The following is a 26,216-nucleotide window of genomic DNA, read 5'->3' as shown; positions in this document are numbered from 1 at the left end:
GCGCGAAGAAGTAGGCGACCGCCCTGCTCGGTCGGGTTGGTTTCGTGACGGGTGCGACGGTTCCGCTCGCTTGATGTGCGGCGAAATCGGGTTTTTGGCAGTCATCGGGTTTTTATCCGGAATGCCGCGAGGAAAAACCCCAGGTCGCGTTTTCCTGCGGTTTCGAAACGGCGAAAGAAACCGGGCTCAGACTGCCAAAAGCTCGATTTCGCCGCACGTCGATCCTCCGGCTCGTCGCCCGGGGTCGCGTTCCCGTCGGCTGCGCGCTGCTTTCGGCCGTGAAGCTGCAGGTTGGCGGGCGACCGTTCTGCGTCGCCTGCCGTTTTTTGCGCGCTCGGCGGGTCAGTCGCCTTCGTCGATGTGGTGGGCGTTGCCTATCCGTTCCCCAATATGTTGCGATTTTTGTAACATATTATGATACGATGGTCGCTCTCAAAACGCACCGCAATCGGAGAACGAAGGGCGAGACGACATCATGCAGATTTCCAAGCGCAACGGCACCGTGGAAGCCTACGAGGCCGGCAAGATCAAGCGCGCCATGGGCGCGGCCTTCGCCAGCGTGGGCACGGTGCTAGATGATGACGAGGCCGACCGCCTCATCGCGCGCATCGAGCGCGCGATGGCGAGCGCGGAGCAGGGCGAAGGCGGCTCCGTCTCGGTGGAGGACGTGCAGGATCTCGTGGAGCGCGCCCTCATGGAAGCGAACCATTACGAGGAGCTGAAAAGCTACATCCTGTACCGCGAGGACCGCGCCCGCAAGCGCGCCGCGCGCGAGCGTTTGTGCGCCCAGCTGCCGAGCGTGCCCGCGCTGCCGGGCGTGCTGGCGTCGGTGCAGAAGGAGTTCCCCGGCGAGGAGTACGAGCTTGCCCACCTCAGCGCCAAGTTCCAGTCGTTCGCCAAGCCCGACGCTGCCGACGGCCAGTTGCTGGCCATGCTGGTGAAGGCGGCGGTGGAGCTGACCACGCAGGAGGCGCCGCGCTGGGAGATCATCGCCGCGCGCCTGCTGATGGTGCAGTTCGATCGCGCGTTGGCCGAGCGCCTGGCCGCCCGGCACATCGAGACGTTCGCGCAGAAGGTGGCCTTCCTCGCCGAGGAGGGCCTGTACGGCGACTACATCCTGCAGCATTACACGCCCGCCGAGCTGGACGAGGCGGCCGGCTTCATCGACCTTAGCCGCAACGACCTGTTCACCTACGCCGGCCTGCAGCTTTTGCTCGACCGCTACGTCATCCGCACGCATCAGGGCGCGCCGCTGGAGTCGCCGCAGGAGATGTTCCTCGGCATCGCGCTGCACCTTGCCATGGAGGAGCGCCCCGACGAGCGCATGGGGTGGGTGCGCCGCTTTTACGACATGCTGTCCACGCTGAAAGTGACCATGGCCACGCCCACGCTGTCGAACGCGCGCAAGCCGTTCCATCAGCTGTCGTCGTGCTTCATCGACACGGTGCCCGACAGTCTGGACGGCATCTACCGCAGCATCGACAACTTCGCGAAGGTGAGCAAGTACGGCGGCGGCATGGGCCTGTACTTCGGCAAGGTGCGCGCGTCGGGCAGCGCCATTCGCGGCTTCGACGGGGCGGCCGGCGGCGTCATCCGATGGATCCGCCTGGCGAACGACACGGCCGTGGCGGTGGACCAGCTGGGCATGCGCCAGGGCGCCGTGGCGGTGTACCTCGACGCGTGGCACCGCGACCTGCCCGAGTTTTTGGCCCTGCGCACGAACAACGGCGACGACCGCATGAAGGCGCATGACGTGTTCCCGGCCGTGTGCTATCCGGACTACTTCTGGCAGCAGGCGCGCGACAACATCGAGGGCGACTGGTACCTCATGTGCCCGCACGAGATCCTCACGGTGAAAGGCTACGCGCTGGAGGACTGCTACGGCGAGGAATGGACGCGCAAGTACCTGGAGTGCGTGGCCGACGCGCGCATCAAGAAGCGCGCGATCCCCATCAAGGACGTCATCCGCCTCATCATCAAGAGCGCCGTGGAAACGGGCACGCCGTTCACCTTCAACCGCGACGCGGTGAACCGGGCGAACCCGAACAAGCACCGAGGCATGATCTACTGCAGCAACCTGTGTACCGAGATCGCGCAGAACATGGGCGCCATCGAGCAGCTCGAGCAGCGCATCGAGGACGTGGACGGCGAGCAGGTGGTGGTTACCGTGACGAAGCCGGGCGCGTTCGTGGTGTGCAACCTGGCCAGTCTGTCGCTGGGCCATATCGACATGGGCGATCCGCACGAGCTTGCGCACGTCACCGAAAGCGCGGTGCGTGCGCTGGACAACGTCATCGACCTCAACTTCTTCCCGGTTCCCTACGCCCAGATCAACAATCGGCAGTACCGTCCCATCGGCCTGGGTGTGAGCGGCTACCACCACTTGCTGGCGAAAAGCGGCATCCGGTGGGAGAGCGAAGAGCATCTGGCCTTCGCCGAGCGCGTGTTCGGCGACGTGCATTACGCGGCGGTGCGCGCGAGTTGCGCCATCGCGCGGGAGAAAGGCGCGTACGGTTTCTTCGAGGGAAGCGGCTGGCAGACGGGCGAGTACTTCCGCGACCGCGGCCTTACGGACGGGCGCTGGGCCGAGCTCGCGCGCGACGTGGCCGAGCACGGCCTGCGCAACGGCTACCTGCTGGCCGTGGCGCCCACCAGCTCCACCAGCATCATCGCCGGCACTACCGCGGGCCTCGATCCTGTTATGAACCGCTACTTCCTCGAGGAGAAGAAGAACGGCCTCATGCCGCGCGTGGCGCCCGAGCTGTCAATGGACACGTTCTGGTACTACAAGAACGCCCACCTCATCGACCAGGCGTGGTCGGTGCGCGCCTGCGGCGTGCGCCAGCGGCACATCGATCAGGCGCAGAGCATGAACCTGTACATCACGAACGAGTACACGTTCAGACGGGTGCTGGATCTGTACCTGCTGGCCTGGGAGGAAGGCGTGAAAACCATCTACTACGTGCGGTCGAAGAGCCTGGAAGTGGAAGAGTGCGAAGTGTGTTCATCGTAGGTTGAACCTGGGGGGGGGGCGGGAGGGGGTCCGGCATGTTCAGTCGCTGAGCTCCACCTGCGCGACGGCAGCCGGGGTGCGGTGCCCAGTCGCCGGGTTCCACCTGTGAGATGGGGCTGGGGGCAATGCCCAGTCGCTCAGACAGTCCTCGCTTCGCTGCGGAACTCGCTTGGTGGGCACCGCCCCCAGCCCCGACGTGATGGAACTCGCTTGGTGGGCACCGCGCCCCGGCTGCCTGCAAGCAGGTCGCTTGGTGAACACGCCGGACCCCCTCCCTGATCGTGGTTCAACCTGACGGGCGTCGCTTCGCTCGCCCTTTGCGCCATTGTTCGTCCGTAGCTGATTTTCTGGAAGGAAGAGTTTTATGAGCCAGTTGAAGAAGAAGCCGCTGTTCAATCCTTTGGGGGATACCGATGTGCTGGATCGGCGGATGATCGGGGGGAATACGACGAACCTGAACGACTTCAACAATATGAAGTACGAGTGGGTGAGCGACTGGTATCGCCAGGCTATGAACAACTTCTGGATACCCGAGGAGATCAACCTCGGGGTGGACATCAAGGACTACCGCAAGCTGCCCGCGCCCGAGCGGCGCGCTTACGACAAGATCCTGTCGTTCCTCATCTTCCTCGACAGCTTGCAATCGGCGAACCTGCCTGCCGTGGGCGAGTACATCACGGCCAACGAGGTGAACCTCTGCCTGGCCATCCAGACGTTCCAGGAGACGGTGCACAGCCAGAGCTATAGCTACATGCTGGACACCATCTGCGAGCCGCAGGAGCGCAACGACGTGCTGTACCAGTGGAAGGAGGACGAGCACCTGCTGGCGCGCAACGAGTTCATCGGCAACCTGTACAACCAGTTTCAGGACGACAAGAGCCCCGAGGCGCTCGCGCGCGTGCTGGTGGCGAACTACATCCTGGAGGGCGTGTACTTCTACAGCGGCTTCATGTTCTTCTACAACCTGGGGCGCAACAACCTCATGCCGGGGTCGGTGCAGGAGATCCGCTATATCAACCGCGATGAGAACACGCACCTGTGGCTGTTCCGCAACATCCTGCTGGAACTGAAGGAGGAGGAGCCGGAGCTGTTCGCGCCCGAGCTGGTGGAGGAGTATCGCGCCATGATCAAGGAAGGCTGCGAGCAGGAGATACGTTGGGGCCATTACGCCATCGGCGACGACGTGGCCGGCCTCAACAAGCAGATGGTCACCGACTACATCCAGTACCTTGGCAACCTGCGCTGCGCCCAGCTGGGTTTCGAGCCGCTGTACGAGGGACACGAGCGCGAGCCGGAGAGCATGTCGTGGGTGAGCCAGTTCTCGAACGCGAACATGATTAAGACCGACTTCTTCGAAGCCCGCAGCACCGCCTACGCCAAGTCGAGCGCCCTGGTGGACGACCTGTAGGGTGCGAGTCGCTCCCGCTTGCGCACCCTCGTTGGCGGGAGTTTGGGCTTGCTCTCGGGTTGCCCGTCTCGGTCTGCCGTGCACGAAAAACGCTGCGCGCTGCACAAAAAACGCCGACGTATGGCTTTGGAAGGTCTTCGCGTCTATCTCCCGCATTGCGGCTGCGAGAGCCTGCGATCCTGATCGGGCATTTTGGGGACGCGCTGTCGACGGCTCTCAGCGTTCGGCCCCTTCGATATCAAACGTCGCGGGTTTTTGTGCAGAAACGCCCGGGTTTCTTGCAGCGGTCCCGTCTGCGTCTGGCGCTACCCGCTCATCGCTTTGGGTGATGCGGTGAGGATGGTGGCGGGGGAGCGGTGCGCGTGCTTCGTCGGGCTATACTGTCACCCTATGGAAACCGACGAATCGAAACGGGGCATACGGAAGTTCTTGCTCAAGCGGATGCTGTTCGTACCGCTCGGCATCGTCGCGCTTGCGGCGACCTCGTACGCGAGGCAGCATCCCGATTGGGCGGAGCACGTGTACGCCCAGGGCGTGTACCCGGCGCTGTCCAACGTCGTGGGATTTCTGCCGTCGCTTGTGAGCTTCTCGGTGGCCGAGTGGGTTGCGGCGTTGTTCCTGCTGTTCTGCGTGGGATACGTCGTGTACTGCGTCCGCAAGCTCGTCGTGAGCAAGGGCGAGCGCCTCGTGGTCGCCTACCGTGCCGTCATGGGGGCGGCGGCCATCTGCTGCACGGTGTATTTCCTGTTCACCGCTTTGTGCGGGCTGAACTACTACCGCTACACCTTCACCCAGCACACCGGCTACGATGTGGAGGAAGCCGACGTTGATGCGGCGCAGCGCCAGGAGGAGCTCGTAGCGCTCACTGCAACGCTCGCCGACGAGCTGGGCCAGGCGCGGGCGCAGCTGGGCGACGACGCGAACCTGTTCGACGCCGAACCCGGCCAGTTCGAGCAGTACGCGCAGGAGTCGGTGGAGGCCATGCGGAAGCTGGCCGAGCAGTACCCGGTGCTGGATCGGCCGCTGTACTCGCCGCCGAAGCCGGTGCTCGCCTCCGAGCTGATGTCGTACGCGAACATCGGCGGCATGTTCTTCCCCTTCACGATGGAGTCGAACATCAACGTGGACAACCCGTTCTTCGTCGTTCCGTGGACCATGACCCACGAGCTGGCGCATCAGTGCGGCTTCATGCGCGAGGACGAGGCGAACTTCATCGCGTATTTGGCCTGCAAGCAGTCGGACGACGCGCTGATGCGTTACAGCGGCTACTTGCTGGCGTACGACAACGCCGTATCGGCGCTGAGGAAGGTGGATCCGGAGGCGGCGAAGGCGATCGGCTCGGGGCTGTCGGCGGCGGTGCGGCGCGACCTCGCCCAGCGCGCGGAGCACTGGGCGCAGTACGAGGGCCCGGTCCAAGACGTCTCCAACGCGGCCAACGACACCTACCTCAAGGCGAACAACCAGGCCGACGGCATGCGCAGCTACGGCCGCATGGTGGATCTGCTGCTGGCCGAGCAGCGAGCCGAAGGGGAGGGCGCCTAGCCCCAGAACCCCGCCGCCTCCGCTTCTTGCAGGATGACCTCGGAGGCCAGCAGCGTGGCGTCGGCATCTCCTTGCATCCGGGAAGCTCGTTCTGCGCTCTCGCGTTGCGAGGGCTCGATCTCCTGTTCTTCCCGACGGGCTCCATCGAATGGAAGAGCTATAATGACCGCGGATCGGTGGAAAGCCTCGGTTGGATGCGGAAGGCTTCGAGATCGATGCTGTCGACAGCTGCTTGACTAATACATAGTGATACAGTAGGATTTAGTGCGACACATAGGGAGCCCGCCGCGCGCGGGCATCGGTCGGCGCCCGCGCGGCGCGCGATCGGAAGACGGGAAAGCAGGCGCATCATGACCGTGTGCAAAAGCGTATCGGAGCTGATCGGCGGCACGCCGCTCGTGGAGCTGACGAACTACGAGAAGAACAACAACCTGGAAGCCGTCATCGTGGGCAAGGTGGAGTCGTTCAATCCGGCCGGCTCCGTCAAAGACCGCGTCGCGAAGGCGATGATCGACGACGCGCTGGCGTCCGGCAAGATAGACGCCGACACCGTGCTCATCGAGCCCACGTCGGGCAACACCGGCATCGGCTTGGCCGCCATCGCCGCTGCACGCGGCATGCGCCTGATCATCGCCATGCCCGAGACGATGTCCGTCGAGCGCCGCAACCTCATGAAGGCCTACGGCGCCGAGCTGGTGCTCACCGACGGCGCGCTGGGCATGAAGGGCGCCATCGCGCGCGCCGAAGAGCTGGCGGCCGAGATTCCCAACTCGTTCATCGTGGGGCAGTTCACGAACCCGGCGAACCCGGCTGTCCACGAAGCCACTACGGGCCCCGAGATCTGGGAGGCTACGGGCGGCGACGTGGACATCTTCGTGGCGGGCGTGGGCACGGGCGGCACGGTGAGCGGCGCCGGCGCGTACCTCAAGCGCATGAACCCCGACGTGCAGGTGGTGGCCGTGGAGCCGGCCGCGTCGCCGGTGCTGTCCGAGGGGCGCGCGGGCGCGCACAAGATCCAGGGCATCGGCGCAGGCTTCGTGCCCGACACGCTGGACACCGCAGTGTACGACGAGGTGATCGCCGTCGCCGACGAGGACGCGTTCGCGGTCGGTCGCGAGCTGGCGGCGAAAGAGGGTCTGCTCGTGGGCATCTCGTCGGGCGCGGCCGTGGCCGCCGCCACCCAGCTGGCGCGCCGTCCCGAGAACAAGGGCAAGACCATCGTCGTCATCCTCCCCGACACGGGCGAGCGCTACCTGACGACGGCGATGTTCGGATTCTAGGGAGCCGCGACGCGAAGGGGCCTGCCGCGCGGCAGGCCCCGTCGTCGTGAGAGCCCGCTGTCGCCCGAAACGGACGGTTTTTCGCGAAAAACCGTCCGTTTCGGGCGACAGCGTTTTGAGGAGGCGGTTCTGCTGCGCGACGCGCCTAGAGACTACTCGCCTTCGATAGCGTCGATGGCGTCGATCACGCATCCGCGGAAGCCGTCCTTCTCGAGCGCGGCCACGCCCTTGATGGTGGTGCCGCCCGGCGAGCACACGGCGTCCTTCATCGCGCCGGGATGCGTGCCGGTTTCCAGATGAAGCTTGGCGGTGCCCATCATCATCTGCGCCGCGAGGCGGTAGGCGGTGGCGCGCGGCAGGCCGTGCTTCACGCCGGCGTCGCCGAGCGATTCCAGGAACATCGCGGCGAACGCGGGGCCGCAGCCGGCGATGGAGCTGGCCGTGGAAAGCAGCTTGCCGTCGACCCACTCGATGAGCGCGATCCGGCCGAACAGGTTCTCGAACGTCTGCAGCTGCTCGTCGGTGAGCGAGTGGCGCTGCTCGCAGGCGATCACGCCCGTGCCCACGGCGATGGGCGTGTTGGGGATGGTGCTGAGGTGGCGGCTGTTCGGGGCGAGGACGCCCTCGTAGAACGCGAAGTCGCGCCCGGCGGCTACTGAGATCACGGCTTTGTCGGCAAGCAGTTCGCGCACCGGCTCCACCACCTGCTCGATGAGGTAGGGCTTCACCGCCAGGACGACGAAGTCGCTGGCCTCCACCACCTCGGCCGCCTCGCGGTAGGCGTTCACGCCGAGCTTCTCGGCCGTGGCTTGCAGTTTGTCGAAGCGTCCCGCGCACGCGTGGATGTGCTCGCCCGAGAGCGCGCCCGAGTCCACGAGGCCCTGCGCCATCGCCTGGGCCATGTTGCCGAACCCGATGAAGCCGAGCTCGATGCTGCTTGTGGTGTCCGCCATTATGTCCTCTTTCCGTCGGGCGTGCGTTCGCCGCGCGATGCTTTTCATGTTGGATTCGATTGTACGCCAGCGGCGCCCCGGCACCAAACGCCGATTTCGTGACGCAGGATTCGGATCACGGGGAGGAGGCGGACGGGCTGCTATCGAGCTCGTTTTGCTTGAGCCAGCAGGTCTTCGGTCATGGAATTGATGCTGTCGAAGGTTGCGAAGACGTTTTGAAACCCTGCGGCGAGCGGTCTAAGCCGGGGCATCAGCGCCTGGATCATCTGCAATTGACCTACGAGCTCCTTTACGTCCGGCGGCATCTTGGATGATTGTTTTACTCCCTCCAGAGTGTTTTCGATGCCCGTGAGGAAATCCGACTTGCTGGATCCTGTTGGCAAATGGGAGGCGGTTTCGATGGCTTCTCTCATGAAGCTGTGAAGCTCGAGCCATACTTCGTTGATCTCGGCAAGATTCTCGCGCATCGATTCGAGGTCCACGCTCGTGTCGCGGGCTATATCCGCGCTCCATTTCACGAACGCGGCAGGCTGGTTCGCTGTCGGCGCAGGGTTCGCACCCATGGTCTTTGACACGCTGTTCATGCTGCCGACCAGGTTGGTGCACGCCACTTCGAAAGAAGGTATCTCTTGGGCGACCTCGTCCATCCTCTCTATAAGGCCTTTTTCGTCGACCGACTTCCCCAAGGCGTTGTTCGGAAGGGGGTGATTGCCGACGGCTGCGTTCAGATTGTGCTCGATCACCTCTCTCAGCTTTCCGACGATCCTTCTGACGTGCTGCCTGTACGCCTGGTCGCGAGGTTCCAGATCCTGAAGATCCGCGACGTCCTCGTATTGGTGCTTCTTCACGATGTTGTAGGCGATGTCGTTTTCCACGGAGAAGCCCGCTTTGTCGACATCTTGCCAGACAAGCGAGAGGATCATGCTGTTCTGCGAGTTCTCGGTCTGCCGATAGAATTTCGTCAGCTCGTCACGACAGGGACCGCTTTTCAGGTAACGCGGGGTTACGGCGGGCATGATGAAGTTGGTCGCTTCGATGTTTTGATCGAGTGCACGCTGCCAATCGGATCCCCATTCGATGGAATCGACATCGGTGAAGAGACTGATGGAGCTTCCGAATTGAAATGTGTATTCGGCTACGATGCTCTGGGCAAGTTGAATGATCGCCCCGTTCAAGTGCTCATTGTCCGCGTGGCAATAGCTCAGGAATATGCTGGCGTCAATTGCAGCCTCCTCGTTACGTGGGAGTGCGATACCTGTAGAGATCTGCTCGTCCGTTTTTTCTTCCGTCATAAATGCTCCTTCCTGCCACAGCGCGGTGATGGGGATGGCCCATAAATTGTCCGCTTCTCTGATGAATCGGTCGCCCGTGTAAACGACGAAACCGCGGACAAACCTATCGTCTTCCGACAGCTTTCTTAACCCGTTGAAGTCTTCCGATCTGATAGCGGCTGCGGATTTGACTTCAATCCCTATGAGTTCGCGGTCGCGAAGAAGGACTAGATCGACTTCTTTCGGATTCTTTCCCGGTTCGCGCCAATAGAAGCAGTCAGGTTGCTTGTCCGACCACTGCGTCTCTGGAATTATCTGATTGATCACGAACGATTCGAGAGCGCCACCAAGCAAAGAGGGATTTTCCGCAAGATCTTTGCCAGCTCGACGAAGCGCGTTCGTGGTGAACGAGCTGTCGCAAGGATGGATTTTCGAGCGTGCGATAGTCTGCCGGTGCGCTGCCGATCGGAGGTTTGGAAGCGCAGTGATGAGAAAGCGTCTCGTAAATATGCTGACGTATCGCTCTATCGTCCGGTTGTCGTAATGCAGCTCGGCTGCAAGTCGGCTGACGTTCAAGATGCCGCCTGGCAATGCGAGCAGTTCCTGTAAAACGGCATGCGCTATCGTCTTGTCAAGGTATTCGTCTGGCAGGATCGTCTCCCCAAGAACGTTGTCGATGTCGGAGGCGATTTGCAAGCTTCTCTCGTTCTCGCTCATCCGAAGTATGGTGGCAGCATAGCTGGGAAACCCTCCGATAGAGATCCTCCGTCGAAGTTCATCTTTGGAGATGGCTCCTCGATACAGTTCGTTCGGCTTGCCCTTCCAGAGATCGTCGACGATGCTTCGGCTGATGCCGGCAAGCTCTCTTTGGGTGAAGGGGTGCAAAGTGAGTTGCCTGGATCGCCGCGTAAGGGGATTCTGGCCGTCGAGGCCGTATTTGTTGATCGAGGCCGAACCGGTTAAGATGAAAAGAGGAGAATCGCTGGCGATACCGTCCACGCGCTCCTTTACCGCAAGCGGCAGTCCGGGAATCCTTTGCGCCTCATCGACGATGGCGGGTATGGGCAGATCGGAAATCCACGACTCAAGATCTTTGGAAGCGAGGCGAAATGTGTTCCCGTCTGCAAGCGTGAAATACTGATATCCGAGACTCGTGAATTCGCGGCGCATCATCATCGTTTTGCCTACGGCACGCGCTCCCTCGAGGATAATTACCTTGCTTTTCGCGGATCTTATCGTTTTGGCTAGCGGTCTGGCGATGTACTTTCCATCCATAAAGCCTCGTTTCGATTGAGTAAATTTTATATCATTCAATGAGAAAATTTTTATACATCATATCATAGTAAATTGCGCAGAGTACAGATTGTTTTCAAGAAAAAGGCCGGAGCTCCGAGGGGCTTCGGCCTTCGCGAACCGGTTGCGCTGCCGCGTCGTGTGCTCGTTACGCAGCGGCCTGTTCAACCTCGTCCGTCTCGACGGCATCTTTGCCGGCCGAGCGGGCGAGAATGTTCGCGTACACTGCGCCGGAGATGTTGTGCCACACGCTGAACACGGCACCGGGCACCGCGGCCAGCGGCATGGCTGCGAAGTGCACCGTGGCGAGCGAGGTGGCCAGGCCGGAGTTCTGCATGCCCACCTCGATGGACAGCGTGCGCATCTGGGCCTTCGACAGGCGCAGCGCCCGCCCGGTCAGGTACCCCAGCGCGTAGCCCAACAGGTTGTGCAGCACGACCACCGCAATGATGAGCGGTCCCACCGTCAGCAGCTTCGCCTGGTTGGCGGCCACGACCGCCATAATGATGAGCGAGATGCCGATAACCGACACGAGCGGCAGGACGGCCGACGCGGCCTGAGCCGCCTTCTCGAAGAAGTAGTTGATGAGGAAGCCCAGCGCGATGGGCACGAGCACCACCTGCACGATGGACAGGAACATGTCCACAACGTTCACGTCCACGGTCTGCCCCGCGAACAGAAGCACCAAAAGCGGCGTGACGATGGGCGCCATGACGGTGGTGCACGCGGTCATGCCCACCGACAGCGCCACGTCGCCCTTCGCCAGGTACGTCATGACGTTGGAGCTGGTGCCGCCGGGGCACGAGCCCACGAGGATCACGCCTACGGCCAGCTCGGGCGGCAGCTGGAACACCATCGTCAGCAGAAACGCCAGCACCGGCATGATGACGAACTGAGCCAGGATGCCCACGACGACGGCCTTCGGCTTCGTGAACACCACCTTGAAGTCGGCCAGCTTGAGGGTCATGCCCATGCCGAACATCACGATGCCCAAAAGGATGTTCACGTAGCTGGTCTTCACGACTGCGGACACGGGAGCGGGAAAGACCAAGGCGATAATCGCGACGGCAAGCGCGATGATCGCCATGTACTTTCCCGCGAAGTCGCTGATCTTGGCAAGCGTCTTCACGGGGAATTCCTTTCTCGAAGGTGATAGGGTTGGGAAAGTATACCGCTTCGCTGGGCAAAGCACGAGGGGCATCCGAACGAATGCGTCCGGATTTTTCAGCCGAACCCGCACCAAACGATCGTAGGATTCGTTATAGAAGATAGAGGAGGTGAAGCGGGGCTTGAAGAACGGGCTGCGAGACGGCGAGGCGTTCGATCGCTTGGTCGAAGAGCATTACGACGACGTGCTGGCGTACTGCCGACGGCATGCGCCGTCCTACGACGACGCGCCGGACGTGGCGCAGGAGGCGTTCCTGCGCTTCGTGCGCAGCGGGCGTTCGCCGCGCGAGGGCAAGCCGCTCGCGTACCTGTTCACCATCGCGCGCAACCTTTGCATCGACGCCGCGCGGGTGCGGCGGCTTCCCGTCGGGCCGCTCGACGTGGACGTGCCCGACGGCTCGCCCGACGCCGACCCGGCGATGGCGATCGGGGGCGGCGAGGTGGGCGCGCTGGTGGACGCGCTCTCCCCTGAGCTGCGCGACGTGGTGGAGCTGCGCTTCGACCAGGGGTTCAAGGTGGGCGAGATCGCGGACGTGCTGGGGGTGTCGCGGTTCGCGGTGAACCGGCGGCTCAACCGGGCGCTCGCGGAGCTGCGGCGAGGGCTGGAAGGAAAGGACGAAGCATGAGCGACGTGGGAAAGCGGGACATGGAGCGGCTGCTGCGAGCGCACTACCGCGCCGAGCGCGGCGCGCCGGACGAGGCGTCGAAGGCGGCGGCCCTCGCCGCCGTGCGCGCGGCGGTGGCGTCGGAGCAGCGGTCGAGCGCGAGCGCGGAGGCCGCAGCGGGCGCAACCGTGGGCGAGCGGAGCCGTGAGGCGGCGTTCGCCGGGTTCGTCGCCGCTCAGGCGCGCTTCATTCACCCGCGCGTATGGGTGGCCCAGCTCGCGCTCATGGCCGTCATGGCGGTCCTCTGCCTCCCGTCGAGCGGCATGGCGCACGGCATCCCGGTCGTCTCGGGCATGCTGGCGGCGGCGACGGTGCTCGTGGGCCTGCCCGAGCTGCTGGCCAGCGCTGCGCACCGCGTGGCCGAACTCGAGTACGCCTGCCGCTTCGACTGCTGCGCGGTCGCGCTGGCGCGGCTCATCGTGCTGGGGTGTTCGGACGTGGTGACGGTCACCGCCATCGCGCTCGCGGCGCCTGTCATGCTCGGCGCCGATCCCTTCGCGTCGCTCGTGCACGCGTGCGTTCCCTACTTCCTCTCGTGCGCGGGCGCGCTGCTCGTGGCGCGCCGGTGCCCTTCGTCGCAGGCGCTGGCGCTGTCGTGCGCGTGGGCGCTGCTGGTGATCGTGGGCACGTATGCGGCGTTCTCCCTCGTCCCCGATGCGTACGCCCAGGCGTCGACATGGGCATGGGCGCTTGTGGCGGCGGGCTCGCTCGGCTGGGCCGCGCACGAGGTGCGCACGTGGATTCGCGGCATCGAGGGCGGCCTTGACGTGTTCGCCCCCGCGTCGGCTGCCCGATGAGCCCGGCGATGCCGGCGAATCCCGGAATTCGACGACTCTATGATGACAAGGAGCATGGCATGGACCTGACGATAGACCGCCTGACCAAGCAGTTCGGATCGAAGATCGCGGTCGACCGCGTGTCGACCCGGTTGACGCCCGGCGTGTACGGCCTTCTGGGAGCGAACGGCGCAGGCAAGACCACCCTCATGCGCATGGTGTGCGACGTGCTGCGCCCCACGTCCGGCGAGATACGCTTCGACGGCCGCGACGTGCGCCTGCTCGGCGACGAGTACCGCGCCCGGCTGGGCTACCTTCCGCAGGACTTTGGCTACTACCCCGACTTCTCGGCGCTCGACTTCATGTGCTACCTGGCGGCGCTCAAGGGGCTCGATCGCCGCGCGGCGCGCCGCCGCTCGCTCGAGCTGCTGGAAACGGTGGGCCTCGCCGACGTGGCGCGGCAGAAGGTGCGCACGTTCTCAGGCGGCATGAAGCAGCGGCTGGGCATAGCGCAGGCCGTGCTGAACGACCCGGCGGTGCTGGTGCTCGACGAGCCCACGGCCGGGCTCGACCCGAAAGAGCGCGTGCGGTTCCGCAACCTCATCGCCAGCTTCGCGCAAGACAAGATCGTCATCCTGTCCACGCACATCGTGTCGGACGTCGAGTACGTCGCCGACGAAATCCTCGTCATGCGCGCGGGCGCGTTCATCATGCAGGGCGCACCGACGGACATCGTCGCGACGGTGACGGGCAAGGTGTGGGAGTGCCATGTGGACGCGCGCCGCGCCGACGAGCTGGCGGCTGCGAGCTGCGTGAGCAACGTCCACTACGCTGCCGACGGGCACGCGGTGGTGCGCGTCGTGGCCGACGAGGCTCCGGTGGCCGGCGCGCGGGCGCTCGATCCCACGCTGGAAGATGTGTACCTGTACGTGTTCCGCGACGAGGTGGTTCCGCTGTCCTGACGGACAGCGGAACGTGCCGACGCTGCGAAGCGTCGATGCACTTGATCTCGCCTCTTTTTCGCTTGCCCTCACGTGCGAAGCACGCTCGGCCGCGAAACGGGGCGATCTCGAGCACCTCGACGCTTCTCGCTGACTTTTATTCAACTGGTGAGAGAAGGAATATACCATGCTTGATCTGGTGAGATTCGAACTCAAGAAGCTGCTCGTGCGCCGCACGTCGCTCATTGCCTGCGCAGGCATCCTCGTGATGCTGTGCGGCATCATGGCGCTCAACGTCGCGCAGACGAGGACGACATCGAACGCCGACGAGGTGCTGACCGGCACCGCCGCCATCGCGCATCAGAAGGAGAAGGCCGTCGCGCACGAGGGCGTGCTGGACGCCGATCGCGTGCGGGAAGAGGTGGCCGCCTACCGGGCGCTCGCGTTCTCGAAGGTGGATCCCGCCGACGTGGCCGGCCTGAGCGACGACGCGGCGTACGCGCTCATGAAGCAGGCGTACGGCGAAGACGAGTTCCGCATGCTGTACGACCCGTATTACGTCTACCTGTTCTCGCCGTGGAAGGCAGGCGCCCTCGAGCCGTACCAGGTGGCGGCGCAGCTCGACGACGGCGCCGCCGACGGGTTCTACGAAGCCATCGCGGGCAAGCTACAGCGCACGCTCGACAACGGCATGGGCGGTACGTGGACGTATTCCGATGCCGAGCGCGCGTACTGGACGGAGAAGCAGGGCGGGGTGGGCGAGCCTTTGGCCTACGGGTACGCGGGCGGATGGAGCGACGTGCTGGCATGCCTCGGGTTCTTCGCCTTCGCGATGGTGGCCGTCTGCATCGCGCTCACGCCCGTGTTCTCGGGGGAGTACCAAGACCGCACCGACGCCGTGCTGCTCTCGTCGCGTTACGGCCGTTCGAAGCTGGTGGCGGCGAAGATCGTCGCCGCGCTCGCCTTCGCCACGGCCTACTTCGCGCTGGCGACGCTCATCATCATGGGCATCGCGCTCGCGTTCTTCGGCGCCGAGGGCGGGGACTTGCCGGTGCAGGTGCTGTCGCTGTCCATCCCGTACGACCTCACGATGGCCGAGGCGACCTGGACGGCGGTGGGGATAGCCTACCTCATGACGCTGGGGTTGGCGGGTCTCACGCTGCTGTTGTCGTCGAAGCTGCGCTCCCAGCTGGCCATCTTCGCCGCCTGTGCGGCGCTCATCTTCCTTACGGGCATGATCCCCTCCGGCGGCAACGCCGTGCTGCTGCACGCGCTGTACCTGTTCCCGATCAACGGCTTGAACGATCAGGTGCTGTTCAACTCGCTCGTATCGTATCCGGTCGGGTCGTTCGTAATCGACCTCATAGGTCTGCTCGCGTGCGTCTACGCCCTCGTGCTGGCGGCGTGCGTGCCCCTGGCCGCCTGCGCGTTCAGGCGGCACAAGGTGGTGTGAGAGATACGCGTCTGGTGATGCCTGTATAATGAAAGCGGCGGCAGAGATGGAGGCGGCGTGGGGCGGAGGCGGATATGATGTTCGATCGAGGGTTCATGGCGTTGCCGACGTGCGTGGCGCTTGTAGCGGTGCTCGTCGTATGCTTGGCGCAGCGAGTCGGAATGCGGCGCACGTGCCTCTACCTGGTGCTTACGGTCTACGTCGGCGCCGTGGCGGCGGTCACCCTCTTTCCGCTTCCGGTGGGTCTCCAGCTGGGCTCGCCTCAGGATCAGGTTGTCGTATGGGGCGCGACGATCAATCTCGTGCCTTTCGCCGGTATCGCTCGAACGGTGGCCGATGCAGCGCAGACCGGCTGGTGGTGGACGATCGCAGTAACCATCGTGGGCGGTAACGTGCTTATGTTCGTTCCGCTGGGGTTCATGCTGCCGTTGCTGTCCGAGCGCTTTCATCGATTTCGCACAACGTTGTTTGTCCTGGTTGCGTGTTCGGCAGCCATCGAGCTAGCCCAGTTGACGGTTGGGCTAGCCGTGGTTGGCGGTCTGTATCGCGTCGTGGATGTGGATGATGTCATCTTGAACGTGGTCGGCGGTTCGATCGGCTTCGGCTTGTGGAAGGCGTACGAGCGTTTGCGCGTCGCTCGTTGCGGACGACGCGCAGACTGAGTCCTATGCCTTTTCCAGTTGCTGGTCCAGCAGCTTCTCCAGCGTTCTCCAGGCCAGCTCGGCGCATTTGACGCGGGCGGGCATGCGGGCGATGGATTCGAGCTCGGCGGCTTCGTCGAGGTCGGCGCGCTCCTCGTCGGTGAGCGGGCGTCCCTTGATCATGTCGAGGTAGAGGCCGCTTAAGCGGCGCGCTTCGCCCACGGTCTCGCCGGTGACGAGGTCGGCCATCATGTCGGCCGCCGCCTGGCTCACGGCGCAGCCGTGGCCGGTGAAGGCGGCCTCCTCTATACGATCGCCTCTCAGGCGCAGCGACAGCGTCAGCTCGTCGCCGCAGCTGGGGTTCACGCCGTCGTGCGTGCAGGTGGGCTCGTCCATCTGGTACTTGTAGTCGGGATGCGCGTTGTGCTCCATGAGCGCCGCGGTGTAGATGCTAGCCATTGAAGGTCCTCCAAACGCCGTCCAGGCCGTCGACGAGCGCGTCGATGTCGCCCTCGTCGTTGTAGAACGCCAGCGACGCGCGGCAGCACGACTCCACGCCCAGCCACGCCAGCAGCGGCTGGGCGCAATGGTGCCCGGCGCGGATGGCCACGTCGTGCTCGTCGAGGATGCTGGCCACGTCGTGCGGGTGGATGCCGTCCACCTCGAAGCTGATGGCGCCGTGGTGCTGCGCCGGGTCGGGGTGGCCGATGATGCGGATGTAGGGCAGCGCCGCCAGACGTTCCATGGCGGCGCGCACGAGCGCTTGCTCGCGCGCCTGCAACGCGTCCCAGCCGATGCCCTCGAGGTAGCCCAGCGCGGCGGCCGTCGCCACGATGCCGGCGGCGTCCTGCGTGCCGGCCTCGAACTTCTCGGGCACGGGCGCCCACACGGCCCCTTCCTGCGTGACCGACGAGATCATCTCGCCGCCCGTGAGGAACGGCGGCATGGCCTCCAGCAGGTCGAGCTTGCCCCACAGCACGCCCACGCCGAAGGGCCCCAGCGCCTTGTGCGCTGAGAACGCGAAGAAGTCGGCGCCGAGTTTCCGCACGTCGACGGGCAGGTGCGGCACCGATTGCGCGCCGTCCACCACCATGAAGCCGCCGTGGGCATGCACGCGCTCGGCCATGGACTCGATGGGGTTCTCGATGCCGAGGACGTTCGACACGTGAGCGGCCGCGACGATCTTGGTGCGCGGGCCGATCTTCGCGCCCAACTCCTCCTCGCCGATCACGCCGTCCTCGTCGGGGAACAGATACACGAGGCGCGCGCCCGCCGCGCGGCACGCCTGCTGCCAGGGGATGAGGTTCGAGTGGTGCTCCATGATGGTGATGCACACTTCGTCGCCGGGCTCCAGCACGGTGGGGGCGAACGCCTTCGCCACGAGGTTCAGGGCCTCGCTGGCGTTGCGGCAGAACACGACCTCGCGCGCATCGGCGGCGCCGATGAAGCGCGCGACGTGGGCGCGGGCCTCGTCGATGGCCTCGGTGGCGTCCACCGACAGGCGATAAAGGCCGCGCAGGGCGTTCGCGTTCATCTTCTCGTAGAAGCGGCGCTGCGCGTCGAGGGCGACGGCAGGGCGCTGGGCCGTGGCTGCGCTGTCGAGGAAGGCGAGGCCGGGGTTGGCCGCCAGCAGGGGGAAGTCCTGCTTGTAGGGGTTCGCGGCTATGTCGATGCTCATGCGACGGCCTCCTCGATCTTGATGCCGCGGGCGGCGGCGAGGCGGGTTACGGATGCGCGGGTGCGCTGGTCGGGCGCGTTGATGGCCGCTTCCTCGAAGGAGGCGGTGATGAACAAGCGCTCGGCGTCGTCCGGCGAGATACCGCGGCTGGCCAGGTAGAACAGCTGCTCGGGACGCACGTGGCCGATGGTGGCGCCGTGGTTGCCGGCCACGTCGTCCTCGTCGCAGAGGATGACGGGCACGGTGCGGTTCGCCACGCGCTCGTCGGCAAGCAGCACCGTCTCCTGCTCGGAGCCGACGGAACCCTTGCAGCCGTGCACGAGCTCGATGGTGCCGCGCAGCGTCTTCTCCGATTCGCCCGCCAGCACGCCGTTCGCGTCGAGGTTGCACACGGTGCGCCGTCCTCGCTGGTGCGCGACGTAGTTGAAGTCGCGCTGCTGGGAGGCATGCCCCAGGTAGCGCGTGTCGATGTCGAGGCGCGCGTCGTCGCCGCGCAGGTCGGCGTCGAGCCCCGTGTACGCGCGGCCCGCGCCCAGCACGGTGTGGCGCACCTGCATGCGGGCGCGCTCGTCGAGCACGATGCCCGCATCGTCGAGCGCGATCCATCCGTCGTCGAGCGTCTGCGTGACGGCGACGTCCACCCGCGCATCGGCGCCGGCGAACACGCGCAGTCGCACGCCCACGACGCCCGCGCCCGGCGCGGGCGAATCGAGCGCGACGGCCAGCGACAGCGACGAGCCCGGAGCGGCCACCACGTCGACGGCAGCCGCGTTGGCAGCGCCGTCCACGCCCTCGACGCGCACCGTTGCGCAGGTGCGCTCGTCAGGGCGCGTGGCCAGCACGACGGGCTCGCCCGCCACGAACTCGAGGTATTCGCGCGCCTCGTCGCCCATGCCGGTGGTGAAGACGTCGGCAGGGGAGAGGTAGCGGTTCTCGAGCGCCTGAAGCTGGTAGGCTGAGAGCGCGGGAGCGTCGAGCCCCTCCATGGCAGCGTCCTCCTCTGATGTGGCTCCGCCCTCCGCGGCCATGGGGGCGGGATCGGCCAAGGAAAGGAGTGCGCGGTCGAACGCATCCGCTTCTCCCTGCAGCCCTTCCTCGCACGACACTTCCACCTGCTGGGCGGCTGCAAGGCCGCTCGGCAGCTCTATGTCCACGTCGTTGACGTGCAGGCGATGCCAGGTAGGGGCGGGCATCGCGTTCGCGTGTTCTATCGTGAGGGTTCCCATTATCCGATGGCCCCTTCCATTTCTAGCTTAATCAGGTTGTTCATCTCCACGGCGTACTCCAGCGGCAGTTCCTTCGACACGGGGTCGGCGAAGCCGTTCACGATCATCGTGCGCGCCTCCTCCTCCGACACGCCGCGGCTCATCAGGTAGAACACCTTGTCGTCGCCGATGCGTCCGATGGTGGCCTCGTGGCCGATGTCCACGTGCTTGCAGCGGATGTCCATGGCAGGGATGGTGTCCGACCGGCTGATGTCGTCCAGCATGAGCGACTGGCACGACACGCTGGCGGCCGCGCCCCGCGCGTTCTCGGTGGCCACGATGGACGAGCGGAACGTGGAGGCGCCGCCGCCCTTCGAGATGGACTTCGTCTCCACGGTGGCCGACGTGTCGGGCGCGGCCAGCACCACCTTGCAGCCGGTGTCGAGGTTCTGGCCCGCGCCGGCGAACGTGATGCCGGTGAAGCTGCTGGTCGACTTGCGCCCGGCCAGGATGGACATAGGGTAGAGGTAGCCCACGTGGCTGCCGAACGACCCGCTGATCCACTCGACGGCGCCGCCCTCCTGCACCACGGCGCGCTTCGTGTTGAGGTTGTACATGTTCTTCGACCAGTTCTCGATCGTGGAATAGCGCAAGGACGCGCGCTTGCCCACGAACAGCTCCACGGCTCCGGCGTGCAGGTTCGCCACGTTGTACTTCGGCGCCGAACAGCCTTCGATGAAGTGCAGGCTGGCGTCGTCCTCGACGATGATCAGCGTGTGCTCGAACTGTCCTGCGCCCTTCGCGTTCAGGCGGAAGTAGCTTTGCAGGGGGAAGTCCAGCTTCACGCCCTTCGGCACGTAGACGAACGAGCCGCCGCTCCACACCGCGCCGTGAAGCGCGGCGAACTTGTGGTCGGTGGGCGGGATGAGCGTCATGAACTTCTCCCGGATGAGCGCCTCCCACTTCGGCTCGCGCAGCGCCTCCTCGATGCCGGAATAGACGATCCCCATGTCGGCAGCCGTTTTCTGCATGTTGTGGTACACCAGCTCGGAGTCGTACTGCGCGCCGACGCCGGCCAGGTAGGCGCGCTCGGCCTCAGGGATGCCCAGCCGGTCGAACGTGTTCTTCACATCGTCGGGGAGGCTTTCCCAATCGGCCTGCTGGTCGGTGGCGGGCTTCACGTACGTCACGATGTGATCCATGTCGAGGCCTTCGAGGCCGGGGCCCCAGTCGGGCGCCTCCAAGCGCTGGTAGGTGTCGAGCGCCTTGAGGCGGAAGTCGAGCATCCAGGACGGCTCGTCCTTCTTGGCTGAGATCTCGCGGACGATGTCGGGCGTGAGGCCTGCGTCGAGCCGGAGGGACGGGTCGGTCGCGTCGCTGATATCGTACAGCGTGCGGTCGACGTCCTCCACATAGGTTCGGAACTCTTTAGTCATGCGTGCCTCCTAGAGCGCGGCGACGGGCTCGCGCGCCGCTTCCGCACCGGCTTGCTCGAACCGCTCGAAGCCCTGCTCGTTGATCGATTCGATGAGCGAGGAGTCGCCCTCGGCCACCATGCGGCCGCGCACCATGACGTGCACGCGGTCGACGTCGAGGTGCTCGAGGATGCGCGTGTTGTGGGTGATGACGACCAGCGCGCCGCCCGTGGCGCGACGGTACGCGTCGATGCCGCGCGACACCACGCCCAGCGCGTCCACGTCGAGGCCCGAGTCCGTCTCGTCGAGGATGGCAAGCTTCGGTTCCAGCAACAGCAGCTGCAGCATCTCCAGCTTCTTCTTCTCGCCGCCCGAGAAGCCCACGCCCAGCTCGCGGTCGAGATACGACGGATCCATGTCCAGCTCGTCGGCCAGGGCGCGCACGTGCTTCTTGAACTGCTTGCCCTTGAGCTCTTTGCCGTCGCGGCCGGCGACGGTTGCGCGCAGGAAGCTTGACAGGGGCACACCGGGGATTTCAACGGGCGCCTGGAAGCTCAGGAACAGCCCCGCACGCGAGCGCTTGTCGGGGGAGAGGTCGGTGATGTCGCGGCCGTCGAACTCGACGGAGCCGCCGTCCACGCGGTAGGCGGCATCTCCCATGACCACGTGGCCGAGCGTGGATTTGCCCGCGCCGTTCGGGCCCATGATGACGTGGGTCTCGCCGGGGCCCACGGCGAGATCGATATCGTGCAGGATGGGGGTTTCGTCAACCGAGGCGGAAAGCCCGCGGATGGTGAGGAGCGAATCGCGCGTCGTGATCGTCATATGAGGTGCCTTTCATTAATCATATAGTTTTGCTAGGATTAAGATAGTGGCAAACGGGATATTGTCAAGACTTAATCATACAAGTTTGCTAGAATTTACGGAAAGCGGTCGGCGGCCTTCCGGTGCGAACGACTGCTTCACGCGATACGTTCGCAGGGAGGGACGCGGGACTGCCGCGCGAGATCGCCATCGTGTGCGGCGCGAAACGGAAAGGAAGGGTGATCGAGATGCTCGTATCGACGAAGGGCCGTTATGCGCTGCGGCTCATGGTGTGCGTGGCGCAAGCGGGAGCGGAGGGTAAGGTTGCCCTGCGCGAGGTGTCGGAGCGCGAGGACATCTCGCTCAAGTACCTCGAGCAGCTGGCTCGTCCGCTCGTGCAGGCAGGGTTGCTTCGCAGCGTGCGCGGCAAGGGCGGCGGCTACGCGCTGGCACAGGAGCCGGCCGCTATCAGGGCGGGCGACGTGCTGCGCGCGGTGGAAGGCTCCACGGCCCCGGTGGCGTGCCTTGATTTGCAAGAGGGGATGGCCTGCCCGCGAGCGGGCGAATGCACTACCGTGCGTTTCTGGGCCGGCCTCGACGAGGTCATCGAGCGCTACGTCGACGGCGTCACGCTTGCCGATCTGGCCGGGGAACCCGGCTTGCCGTCCCTTCCTGCAATCTAACGCGGGTATGACGAGGCTCTAACGGGTTAGATCACGATGACTTTTCCGCTTCGGAAGGCCGATACGCGAGCCATACAATGACCGGACAGCGTATCGGGTTCCACCGAAGGAGTTGCATGAAACGGGTTATCGTGATCGGTGCCGGCGTTGCCGGTTTGGCGGCGGCTGCGCGCTTGCAGCATGCCGGATACGAGGTGACGCTCTTCGAGAAGGAGCCGCTTGTGGGCGGCAAGATGAACCAGATCCGCGAGGAAGGGTTCACCTTCGACGTGGGGCCCACCATCGTCATGATGCCCGAGCTGTACCGCGAGGTGTTCGAAACGTGCGGCCGCAATGCCGACGACTACATTCCCATGGAGAAGGTCGAGCCGCTCATGGACATCTCCTTCGGCCCCGACGACCGCCTGCGCCTGTCGAACGACCTCGCCTCCATCACCGCCACCGTGGAGGCCGTGGGCGAGAAGGACGCGCAGGGCTACTTCGAGTACCTGGCCCTTCTGTACAAGCGCTATCTCATCGCGAAGGATAACTTCCTGCAGCGCTCGTTTCGCAAGCCCTCCGACTTCTACAATCCGAAAAGCCTCGTGGCCGGTTTGCGCCTGCATACGCTGGGCGACGCGTACTCGTCGGTGGCGCGCCATGTGAAGGACGACCGGTTGCGCAAGGCGCTCGCGTTTCAGACGCTCTACATCGGCATCTCGCCGTTCGAAGGCCCTTCGCTGTACATGATCATCCCTATGATCGAGCTCGTGTACGGCGTGTGGTTCATGAAGGGCGGCATGTACGCGATGGCGCAGGCCATGGGCCGACTGTTTCTCGAGCAGGGAGGAGAGCTGCGCACGTCCACGCCGGTGGAGCGCATCGTGGTGGAGAACGGCTGCGCCTGCGGCGTCGAGGCGGGAGGGACGGAGCATTACGCCGACTACGTGGTGTGCGACGCCGACTTCCCGTACGCCATCACCCAGCTCGTCGACGAGGCCGACGCGCGCGGCAAGTACACGCCGCAGAAGGTCGAGGACATGGAGTACTCCTGCTCGTGCTTCATCCTGTACCTGGGCTTGGACAAACGCTATCCCTCCGATGCGGTGCATTCCATCCGCTTTGCCTCCGATTTCGAGCGCAACATCGACGACATTTTCGACGACGCGCGCTTTCCCGACGACCCGTCGTTTTACTGCTACGCGCCTTCGTCGCTGGACCGCTCGCTTGCGCCCGAGGGCTGTTCGACGCTGTACGTGCTGGTGCCGGTGCCGCCGCTGTCGCCCGCATCGCCCCGCTGGACGGACGCGGAAGTGGCCGAGTACCGCGACCGGGTGCTCGACCTCATGGAGCGCGAGACGGTGTACGAGGACGTGCGCGACCATATCGTGTTCGAGCGCGCCTACACGCCGCTCGATTTCGCCGAGCGGTTCAACGCCTACGACGGCGCGACGTTCGGCTTGCGGCCGACGCTCGCTCAGAGCAACTACTGGCGCCCTCACAACAAGGCGACCGACTGCAACCGCCTGTACTTCTGCGGCAGCAGCGTCCATCCGGGCGCGGGCGTGCCTATCGTGCTGCTCAGCGCTAAGCTGGCGGCAGAGGAGCTGATGCGCGATGACCGCCTGTAGCTTGCTTGACGAGCGCGCGGACGATTTCGCGTGGTGCGAGGACGTGATCAGGCGAAACTCGCATAGTTTCCACCGAGCGTTCTCGCTGCTGCCCGCTTGCAAGCGCCAGAGCGTGTACGCGCTGTACGCGTTCTGCCGCTTGGCCGACGACTGCGTCGACCGCGACGCCAGCGCGGCGAAGCTCGAGCAGGTGCAGGACGACCTTGCGCGGTTCTTCGCAGGCACCGTGGTCGACGCTCCGTTGTGGCGCGCGCTCGACGCGGTATGCTCTTCGTTCGACCTGGACGCGCAGCCCTTCTTCGACATGCTGGAAGGACAGCGTCGCGACTTGTCGTTCCGTCAGCCGGAAACGATGGGCGACCTGGAGGAATACGGCTACTACGTGGCCGGGTCGGTGGGGCTCATGCTGCTGCCCATCCTGCACGCCGCTTCTCCGGTGGACGACGGTTTGCGCGACAGCGCGGTGGCGCTGGGCGTGGCCATGCAGCTGACCAACATCCTGCGCGACGTGGGCGAGGACTTGGAGAACGGGCGCGTCTACCTGCCCGCGGAGGTGCTGGAGGCGGCGTCGTACGCGCCGGAGCGCCTGCGCGCGCACGCGGTGGACGAGGCGTTCCGCAACGCTTGGGAGACGGTGGCGCACCGCTCGGAGGAGTTGTACCGCCCCATGGAGCGCGACGTGATCGAGCTGGACGACGACAGCCGGCTTCCCACGCTGTCGTCGCTGTACCTGTACCGCGGCATCTTGGACGAGGTGCGCGCCGACGGCTACCGTTGCTTCGAGCATCGCGCCGTCGTGTCAAAGGCAACGGCGCGCGAGTTGGTGGACGAAGCGCTGGCGGCGCTCGAGGAAGGGAAGCGATGATGGGCGACGTGATGGAGAACCTGATCGGCTTGGGCGTCTCGCTCGCGTACGTGCTGGCGGTGCTGGGAGCGTCCAGCCTGGCCGCGCGGCGTGGCGCGTCGTCGGAGGCAACCCGCAAGTTCGTGCATATCGCGTTGGGCGGCTGGTGGCTCATCGCGACCCGGTTCTTCGATTCGCCTCTGTGGGCGGCGGCGCTTCCTGCTGCGTTCATCCTTGTGAACGCGTTTGCGTACCGTCGGCAGAAGCTGTCGTTCATGGGACGCGACGGCGGCGAGGACACGCCGGGCACGGTGTACTACGCGGTGTCGCTGACGGCGCTCGCGCTGTTCTCGTTCGGCATCGGCGCGTCGTACGTGGGCGCGCTCGGCTTCTTCTGCATGGCGTTCGGCGACGGGTTCGCAGCTGTGCTGGGCAAGCGGTTCGGACGGCGCGTGCTGGTGGGATGCTGCGGGAAGACGCTGGTGGGAAGCGCGACCATGCTGGCGGTGAGCTTCGCTTCCTGCGCCGTCGTGCTGATGGCGCCGCCGCCTTTCGGTGCGGGCGGCATCCTGGGCGCGCCGGGCGGCGCGTTCGCCCCGCTGGGCTCGCTCGCGGCGTCGCTTCTGGCCGCGGCCCTGCTGGCCGCGGTCGCCGCTGCCATCGAGGCGTTCTCGGTGGAGGGGCTCGACAACCTGTTCGTGCCGCTGGGCGTGTCGGCGCTGTACGCGGTGCTGTTCCTGCCCGCAGCCGCCTACACGCCCGCGCTCGCGGGATTGCTGCTGTCGGGCGCGGTGGCGCTCGCGTCGTTTCGGCTGCGGCTGCTCACCGTGGCCGGCGGCCTCGGCGCCGTGGCGGTGGGCACGCTCGCGTTCGCTATCGGCGGGTGGCCGCTGTGGCTGCTGCTCATGTGGTTCTTCGGCAACTCGAACGTCGCGTCGAAGCTGATGGCGCGTTCGGCGGTCAAGCGGAACGGCGGGGCGACCGCTTCGCGTAAGCACAGCGGCCCGCGTGCGTTGCGGCAGGTGCTGGCGAACAGCGTGCCGTTCCTCGCGTGCGCGCTGGCGTATACGGCGACGGGGGAGCCGTGGCTGCTGCTTCTGGCGTCCGGCGCTCTGGCGGCCAGCACGGCCGACACGTGGGCGTCGGAGGTGGGCGTGTACAGCCGCCGGCCGCCGGTGAACATCCTCACGCGCGAGCCCATGCAGCGCGGGCTTTCGGGCGGCGTGAGCCCGTTGGGTCTCGCGGCCACCGTGGTGGGAGCCGTAACCTCGGCGTTTCTGGCCATGCTGCTGTTCCATGCGTTCGGCTACGCGATTCCCACCGGGCCCGACGCGTTCTTCTTCATCATCGCGTGCGGCGTCGTGGGCTCGCTCGTGGACAGCGTGCTGGGCGTGGTCATGCAAGCGAAGTACCGCTGTCCGAACGACGCTGAGGGAGGGCTTGTGGAAACGCCGCCGTGCGGGGCCCAGGCCGCGCTCGTGTCCGGCTACGCCTGGGTCACGAACGATGCCGTCAACCTCATGAGCGGCATCGCCGTCGTGCTGCTCGGCCTGCTCGTAGTGGTGTAGGCGGGC

21 protein-coding genes are annotated in these 26,216 nt (G+C 65.3%); 13 read left to right on the top strand and 8 right to left on the bottom strand.

The features are described from left to right. The first annotated feature begins 475 nt into the window (after nucleotides 1-475). From GT590_RS07355 to cysK, 4 genes are all read left to right on the top strand, one after another. Nucleotides 476-3,013, top strand: coding sequence for a ribonucleoside-diphosphate reductase subunit alpha (locus GT590_RS07355; RefSeq protein WP_114555398.1), 2,538 nt, complete (start codon nucleotides 476-478; stop codon nucleotides 3,011-3,013). Nucleotides 3,014-3,377: 364 nt separating this feature from the next. After that, complete coding sequence (locus GT590_RS07350; protein ID WP_114551858.1) at nucleotides 3,378-4,421, top strand: ribonucleotide-diphosphate reductase subunit beta; 1,044 nt, start codon at nucleotides 3,378-3,380, stop codon at nucleotides 4,419-4,421. Nucleotides 4,422-4,850: 429 nt separating this feature from the next. After that, nucleotides 4,851-5,963, top strand: coding sequence for a DUF3810 domain-containing protein (locus GT590_RS07345; protein ID WP_229116982.1), 1,113 nt, complete (start codon nucleotides 4,851-4,853; stop codon nucleotides 5,961-5,963). Between the two features lie 350 nt (nucleotides 5,964-6,313). Beyond that, on the top strand, nucleotides 6,314-7,243 hold the full coding sequence (gene cysK / locus GT590_RS07340) for a cysteine synthase A (RefSeq protein ID WP_114551856.1): 930 nt from the start codon (nucleotides 6,314-6,316) through the stop codon (nucleotides 7,241-7,243). A gap of 152 nt (nucleotides 7,244-7,395) precedes the next feature. Here cysK and proC read toward each other — a convergent pair whose 3' ends face one another. From proC to GT590_RS07325, 3 genes are all read right to left on the bottom strand, one after another. Continuing rightward, complete coding sequence (proC, locus tag GT590_RS07335; RefSeq protein WP_114551855.1) at nucleotides 7,396-8,196, bottom strand: pyrroline-5-carboxylate reductase; 801 nt, start codon at nucleotides 8,194-8,196, stop codon at nucleotides 7,396-7,398. A 140-nt stretch (nucleotides 8,197-8,336) separates the two neighbouring features. Continuing rightward, nucleotides 8,337-10,742 carry an AAA family ATPase gene (locus tag GT590_RS07330; RefSeq protein WP_114551854.1) on the bottom strand — a complete coding sequence of 802 codons (2,406 nt, stop codon included), beginning with the start codon at nucleotides 10,740-10,742 and terminating at the stop codon, nucleotides 8,337-8,339. Nucleotides 10,743-10,908: 166 nt separating this feature from the next. Continuing rightward, entirely contained in the window at nucleotides 10,909-11,889 is a 981-nt protein-coding gene (locus tag GT590_RS07325) for a bile acid:sodium symporter family protein (protein WP_114551853.1), read from the bottom strand. Nucleotides 11,890-12,049: 160 nt separating this feature from the next. On the opposite strand from GT590_RS07325, the gene GT590_RS07320 reads away from it, so the two are divergent. The 5 genes from GT590_RS07320 (at nucleotide 12,050) to GT590_RS07300 (ending at nucleotide 16,424) form a co-directional block, all read left to right on the top strand. Beyond that, nucleotides 12,050-12,553 (top strand): RNA polymerase sigma factor, encoded by a 504-nt coding sequence (locus tag GT590_RS07320; RefSeq protein ID WP_086414803.1) that lies wholly within the window; start codon nucleotides 12,050-12,052, stop codon nucleotides 12,551-12,553. Next, on the top strand, nucleotides 12,550-13,389 hold the full coding sequence (locus GT590_RS07315) for a hypothetical protein (protein WP_114558130.1): 840 nt from the start codon (nucleotides 12,550-12,552) through the stop codon (nucleotides 13,387-13,389). Before GT590_RS07320 ends, GT590_RS07315 begins: the two co-directional genes overlap by 4 nt. Nucleotides 13,390-13,448: 59 nt before the next feature. Then, nucleotides 13,449-14,330, top strand: a complete 882-nt coding sequence (locus tag GT590_RS07310) for an ABC transporter ATP-binding protein (protein WP_114558131.1) — start codon at nucleotides 13,449-13,451, stop codon at nucleotides 14,328-14,330. Nucleotides 14,331-14,496: 166 nt separating this feature from the next. Next, complete coding sequence (locus GT590_RS07305; RefSeq protein ID WP_161170975.1) at nucleotides 14,497-15,762, top strand: ABC transporter permease subunit; 1,266 nt, start codon at nucleotides 14,497-14,499, stop codon at nucleotides 15,760-15,762. A 74-nt stretch (nucleotides 15,763-15,836) separates the two neighbouring features. Next, complete coding sequence (locus GT590_RS07300) at nucleotides 15,837-16,424, top strand: VanZ family protein (protein WP_086414799.1); 588 nt, start codon at nucleotides 15,837-15,839, stop codon at nucleotides 16,422-16,424. A 3-nt stretch (nucleotides 16,425-16,427) separates the two neighbouring features. Here GT590_RS07300 and sufU read toward each other — a convergent pair whose 3' ends face one another. From sufU to sufC, 5 genes are read right to left on the bottom strand one after another with little or no spacing between them, the layout of a single operon-like run. Then, entirely contained in the window at nucleotides 16,428-16,862 is a 435-nt protein-coding gene (gene sufU, locus GT590_RS07295) for a Fe-S cluster assembly sulfur transfer protein SufU (RefSeq protein ID WP_015761050.1), read from the bottom strand. Further along, nucleotides 16,855-18,081 (bottom strand): aminotransferase class V-fold PLP-dependent enzyme, encoded by a 1,227-nt coding sequence (locus GT590_RS07290; RefSeq protein ID WP_086414798.1) that lies wholly within the window; start codon nucleotides 18,079-18,081, stop codon nucleotides 16,855-16,857. Before GT590_RS07290 ends, sufU begins: the two co-directional genes overlap by 8 nt. Then, nucleotides 18,078-19,307 carry a SufD family Fe-S cluster assembly protein gene (locus GT590_RS07285; RefSeq protein ID WP_161170974.1) on the bottom strand — a complete coding sequence of 410 codons (1,230 nt, stop codon included), beginning with the start codon at nucleotides 19,305-19,307 and terminating at the stop codon, nucleotides 18,078-18,080. The genes GT590_RS07290 and GT590_RS07285 overlap by 4 nt, the downstream gene beginning before the upstream one ends. Further along, nucleotides 19,307-20,722, bottom strand: coding sequence for a Fe-S cluster assembly protein SufB (gene sufB, locus GT590_RS07280; RefSeq protein ID WP_114538236.1), 1,416 nt, complete (start codon nucleotides 20,720-20,722; stop codon nucleotides 19,307-19,309). The genes GT590_RS07285 and sufB overlap by 1 nt, the downstream gene beginning before the upstream one ends. A gap of 9 nt (nucleotides 20,723-20,731) precedes the next feature. After that, complete coding sequence (gene sufC, locus GT590_RS07275) at nucleotides 20,732-21,526, bottom strand: Fe-S cluster assembly ATPase SufC (protein ID WP_114538237.1); 795 nt, start codon at nucleotides 21,524-21,526, stop codon at nucleotides 20,732-20,734. 227 nt (nucleotides 21,527-21,753) lie between these two features. On the opposite strand from sufC, the gene GT590_RS07270 reads away from it, so the two are divergent. The 4 genes from GT590_RS07270 to GT590_RS07255 all read left to right on the top strand — a co-directional run bounded on the left by GT590_RS07270 (nucleotide 21,754) and on the right by GT590_RS07255 (nucleotide 26,210). After that, nucleotides 21,754-22,188 carry an Rrf2 family transcriptional regulator gene (locus GT590_RS07270; protein WP_015761046.1) on the top strand — a complete coding sequence of 145 codons (435 nt, stop codon included), beginning with the start codon at nucleotides 21,754-21,756 and terminating at the stop codon, nucleotides 22,186-22,188. 116 nt (nucleotides 22,189-22,304) lie between these two features. After that, nucleotides 22,305-23,798, top strand: a complete 1,494-nt coding sequence (locus GT590_RS07265; protein WP_114538238.1) for an NAD(P)/FAD-dependent oxidoreductase — start codon at nucleotides 22,305-22,307, stop codon at nucleotides 23,796-23,798. Continuing rightward, complete coding sequence (locus GT590_RS07260) at nucleotides 23,785-24,663, top strand: phytoene/squalene synthase family protein (protein ID WP_114538239.1); 879 nt, start codon at nucleotides 23,785-23,787, stop codon at nucleotides 24,661-24,663. Before GT590_RS07265 ends, GT590_RS07260 begins: the two co-directional genes overlap by 14 nt. Next, nucleotides 24,660-26,210, top strand: coding sequence for a DUF92 domain-containing protein (locus GT590_RS07255; protein WP_035586217.1), 1,551 nt, complete (start codon nucleotides 24,660-24,662; stop codon nucleotides 26,208-26,210). Before GT590_RS07260 ends, GT590_RS07255 begins: the two co-directional genes overlap by 4 nt. Nucleotides 26,211-26,216 lie beyond the last annotated feature (6 nt).

Origin of the sequence: Eggerthella sp. BIOML-A1 (assembly GCF_009875595.1) — a bacterium.
GTDB lineage: Bacteria > Actinomycetota > Coriobacteriia > Coriobacteriales > Eggerthellaceae > Eggerthella > Eggerthella lenta.
The sequence above is the reverse complement of the archived record's forward strand: the minus strand, read 5'-3'. Positions and strand labels throughout refer to the sequence as shown.

Coding starts and splice junctions, on each gene's coding strand:
- GT590_RS07260 (WP_114538239.1), top strand. CDS start 23,785: ATGACCGCCTGTAGCTTGCTTGACGAGCGCGCGGACGATTTCGCGTGG.
- cysK (WP_114551856.1), top strand. CDS start 6,314: ATGACCGTGTGCAAAAGCGTATCGGAGCTGATCGGCGGCACGCCGCTC.
- GT590_RS07300 (WP_086414799.1), top strand. CDS start 15,837: ATGATGTTCGATCGAGGGTTCATGGCGTTGCCGACGTGCGTGGCGCTT.
- GT590_RS07305 (WP_161170975.1), top strand. CDS start 14,497: ATGCTTGATCTGGTGAGATTCGAACTCAAGAAGCTGCTCGTGCGCCGC.
- GT590_RS07290 (WP_086414798.1), bottom strand. CDS start 18,081: ATGAGCATCGACATAGCCGCGAACCCCTACAAGCAGGACTTCCCCCTG.
- GT590_RS07285 (WP_161170974.1), bottom strand. CDS start 19,307: ATGGGAACCCTCACGATAGAACACGCGAACGCGATGCCCGCCCCTACC.
- GT590_RS07355 (WP_114555398.1), top strand. CDS start 476: ATGCAGATTTCCAAGCGCAACGGCACCGTGGAAGCCTACGAGGCCGGC.
- sufU (WP_015761050.1), bottom strand. CDS start 16,862: ATGGCTAGCATCTACACCGCGGCGCTCATGGAGCACAACGCGCATCCC.
- GT590_RS07350 (WP_114551858.1), top strand. CDS start 3,378: ATGAGCCAGTTGAAGAAGAAGCCGCTGTTCAATCCTTTGGGGGATACC.
- proC (WP_114551855.1), bottom strand. CDS start 8,196: ATGGCGGACACCACAAGCAGCATCGAGCTCGGCTTCATCGGGTTCGGC.
- GT590_RS07255 (WP_035586217.1), top strand. CDS start 24,660: ATGATGGGCGACGTGATGGAGAACCTGATCGGCTTGGGCGTCTCGCTC.
- GT590_RS07315 (WP_114558130.1), top strand. CDS start 12,550: ATGAGCGACGTGGGAAAGCGGGACATGGAGCGGCTGCTGCGAGCGCAC.
- sufB (WP_114538236.1), bottom strand. CDS start 20,722: ATGACTAAAGAGTTCCGAACCTATGTGGAGGACGTCGACCGCACGCTG.
- GT590_RS07310 (WP_114558131.1), top strand. CDS start 13,449: ATGGACCTGACGATAGACCGCCTGACCAAGCAGTTCGGATCGAAGATC.
- GT590_RS07265 (WP_114538238.1), top strand. CDS start 22,305: ATGAAACGGGTTATCGTGATCGGTGCCGGCGTTGCCGGTTTGGCGGCG.
- GT590_RS07270 (WP_015761046.1), top strand. CDS start 21,754: ATGCTCGTATCGACGAAGGGCCGTTATGCGCTGCGGCTCATGGTGTGC.
- sufC (WP_114538237.1), bottom strand. CDS start 21,526: ATGACGATCACGACGCGCGATTCGCTCCTCACCATCCGCGGGCTTTCC.
- GT590_RS07330 (WP_114551854.1), bottom strand. CDS start 10,742: ATGGATGGAAAGTACATCGCCAGACCGCTAGCCAAAACGATAAGATCC.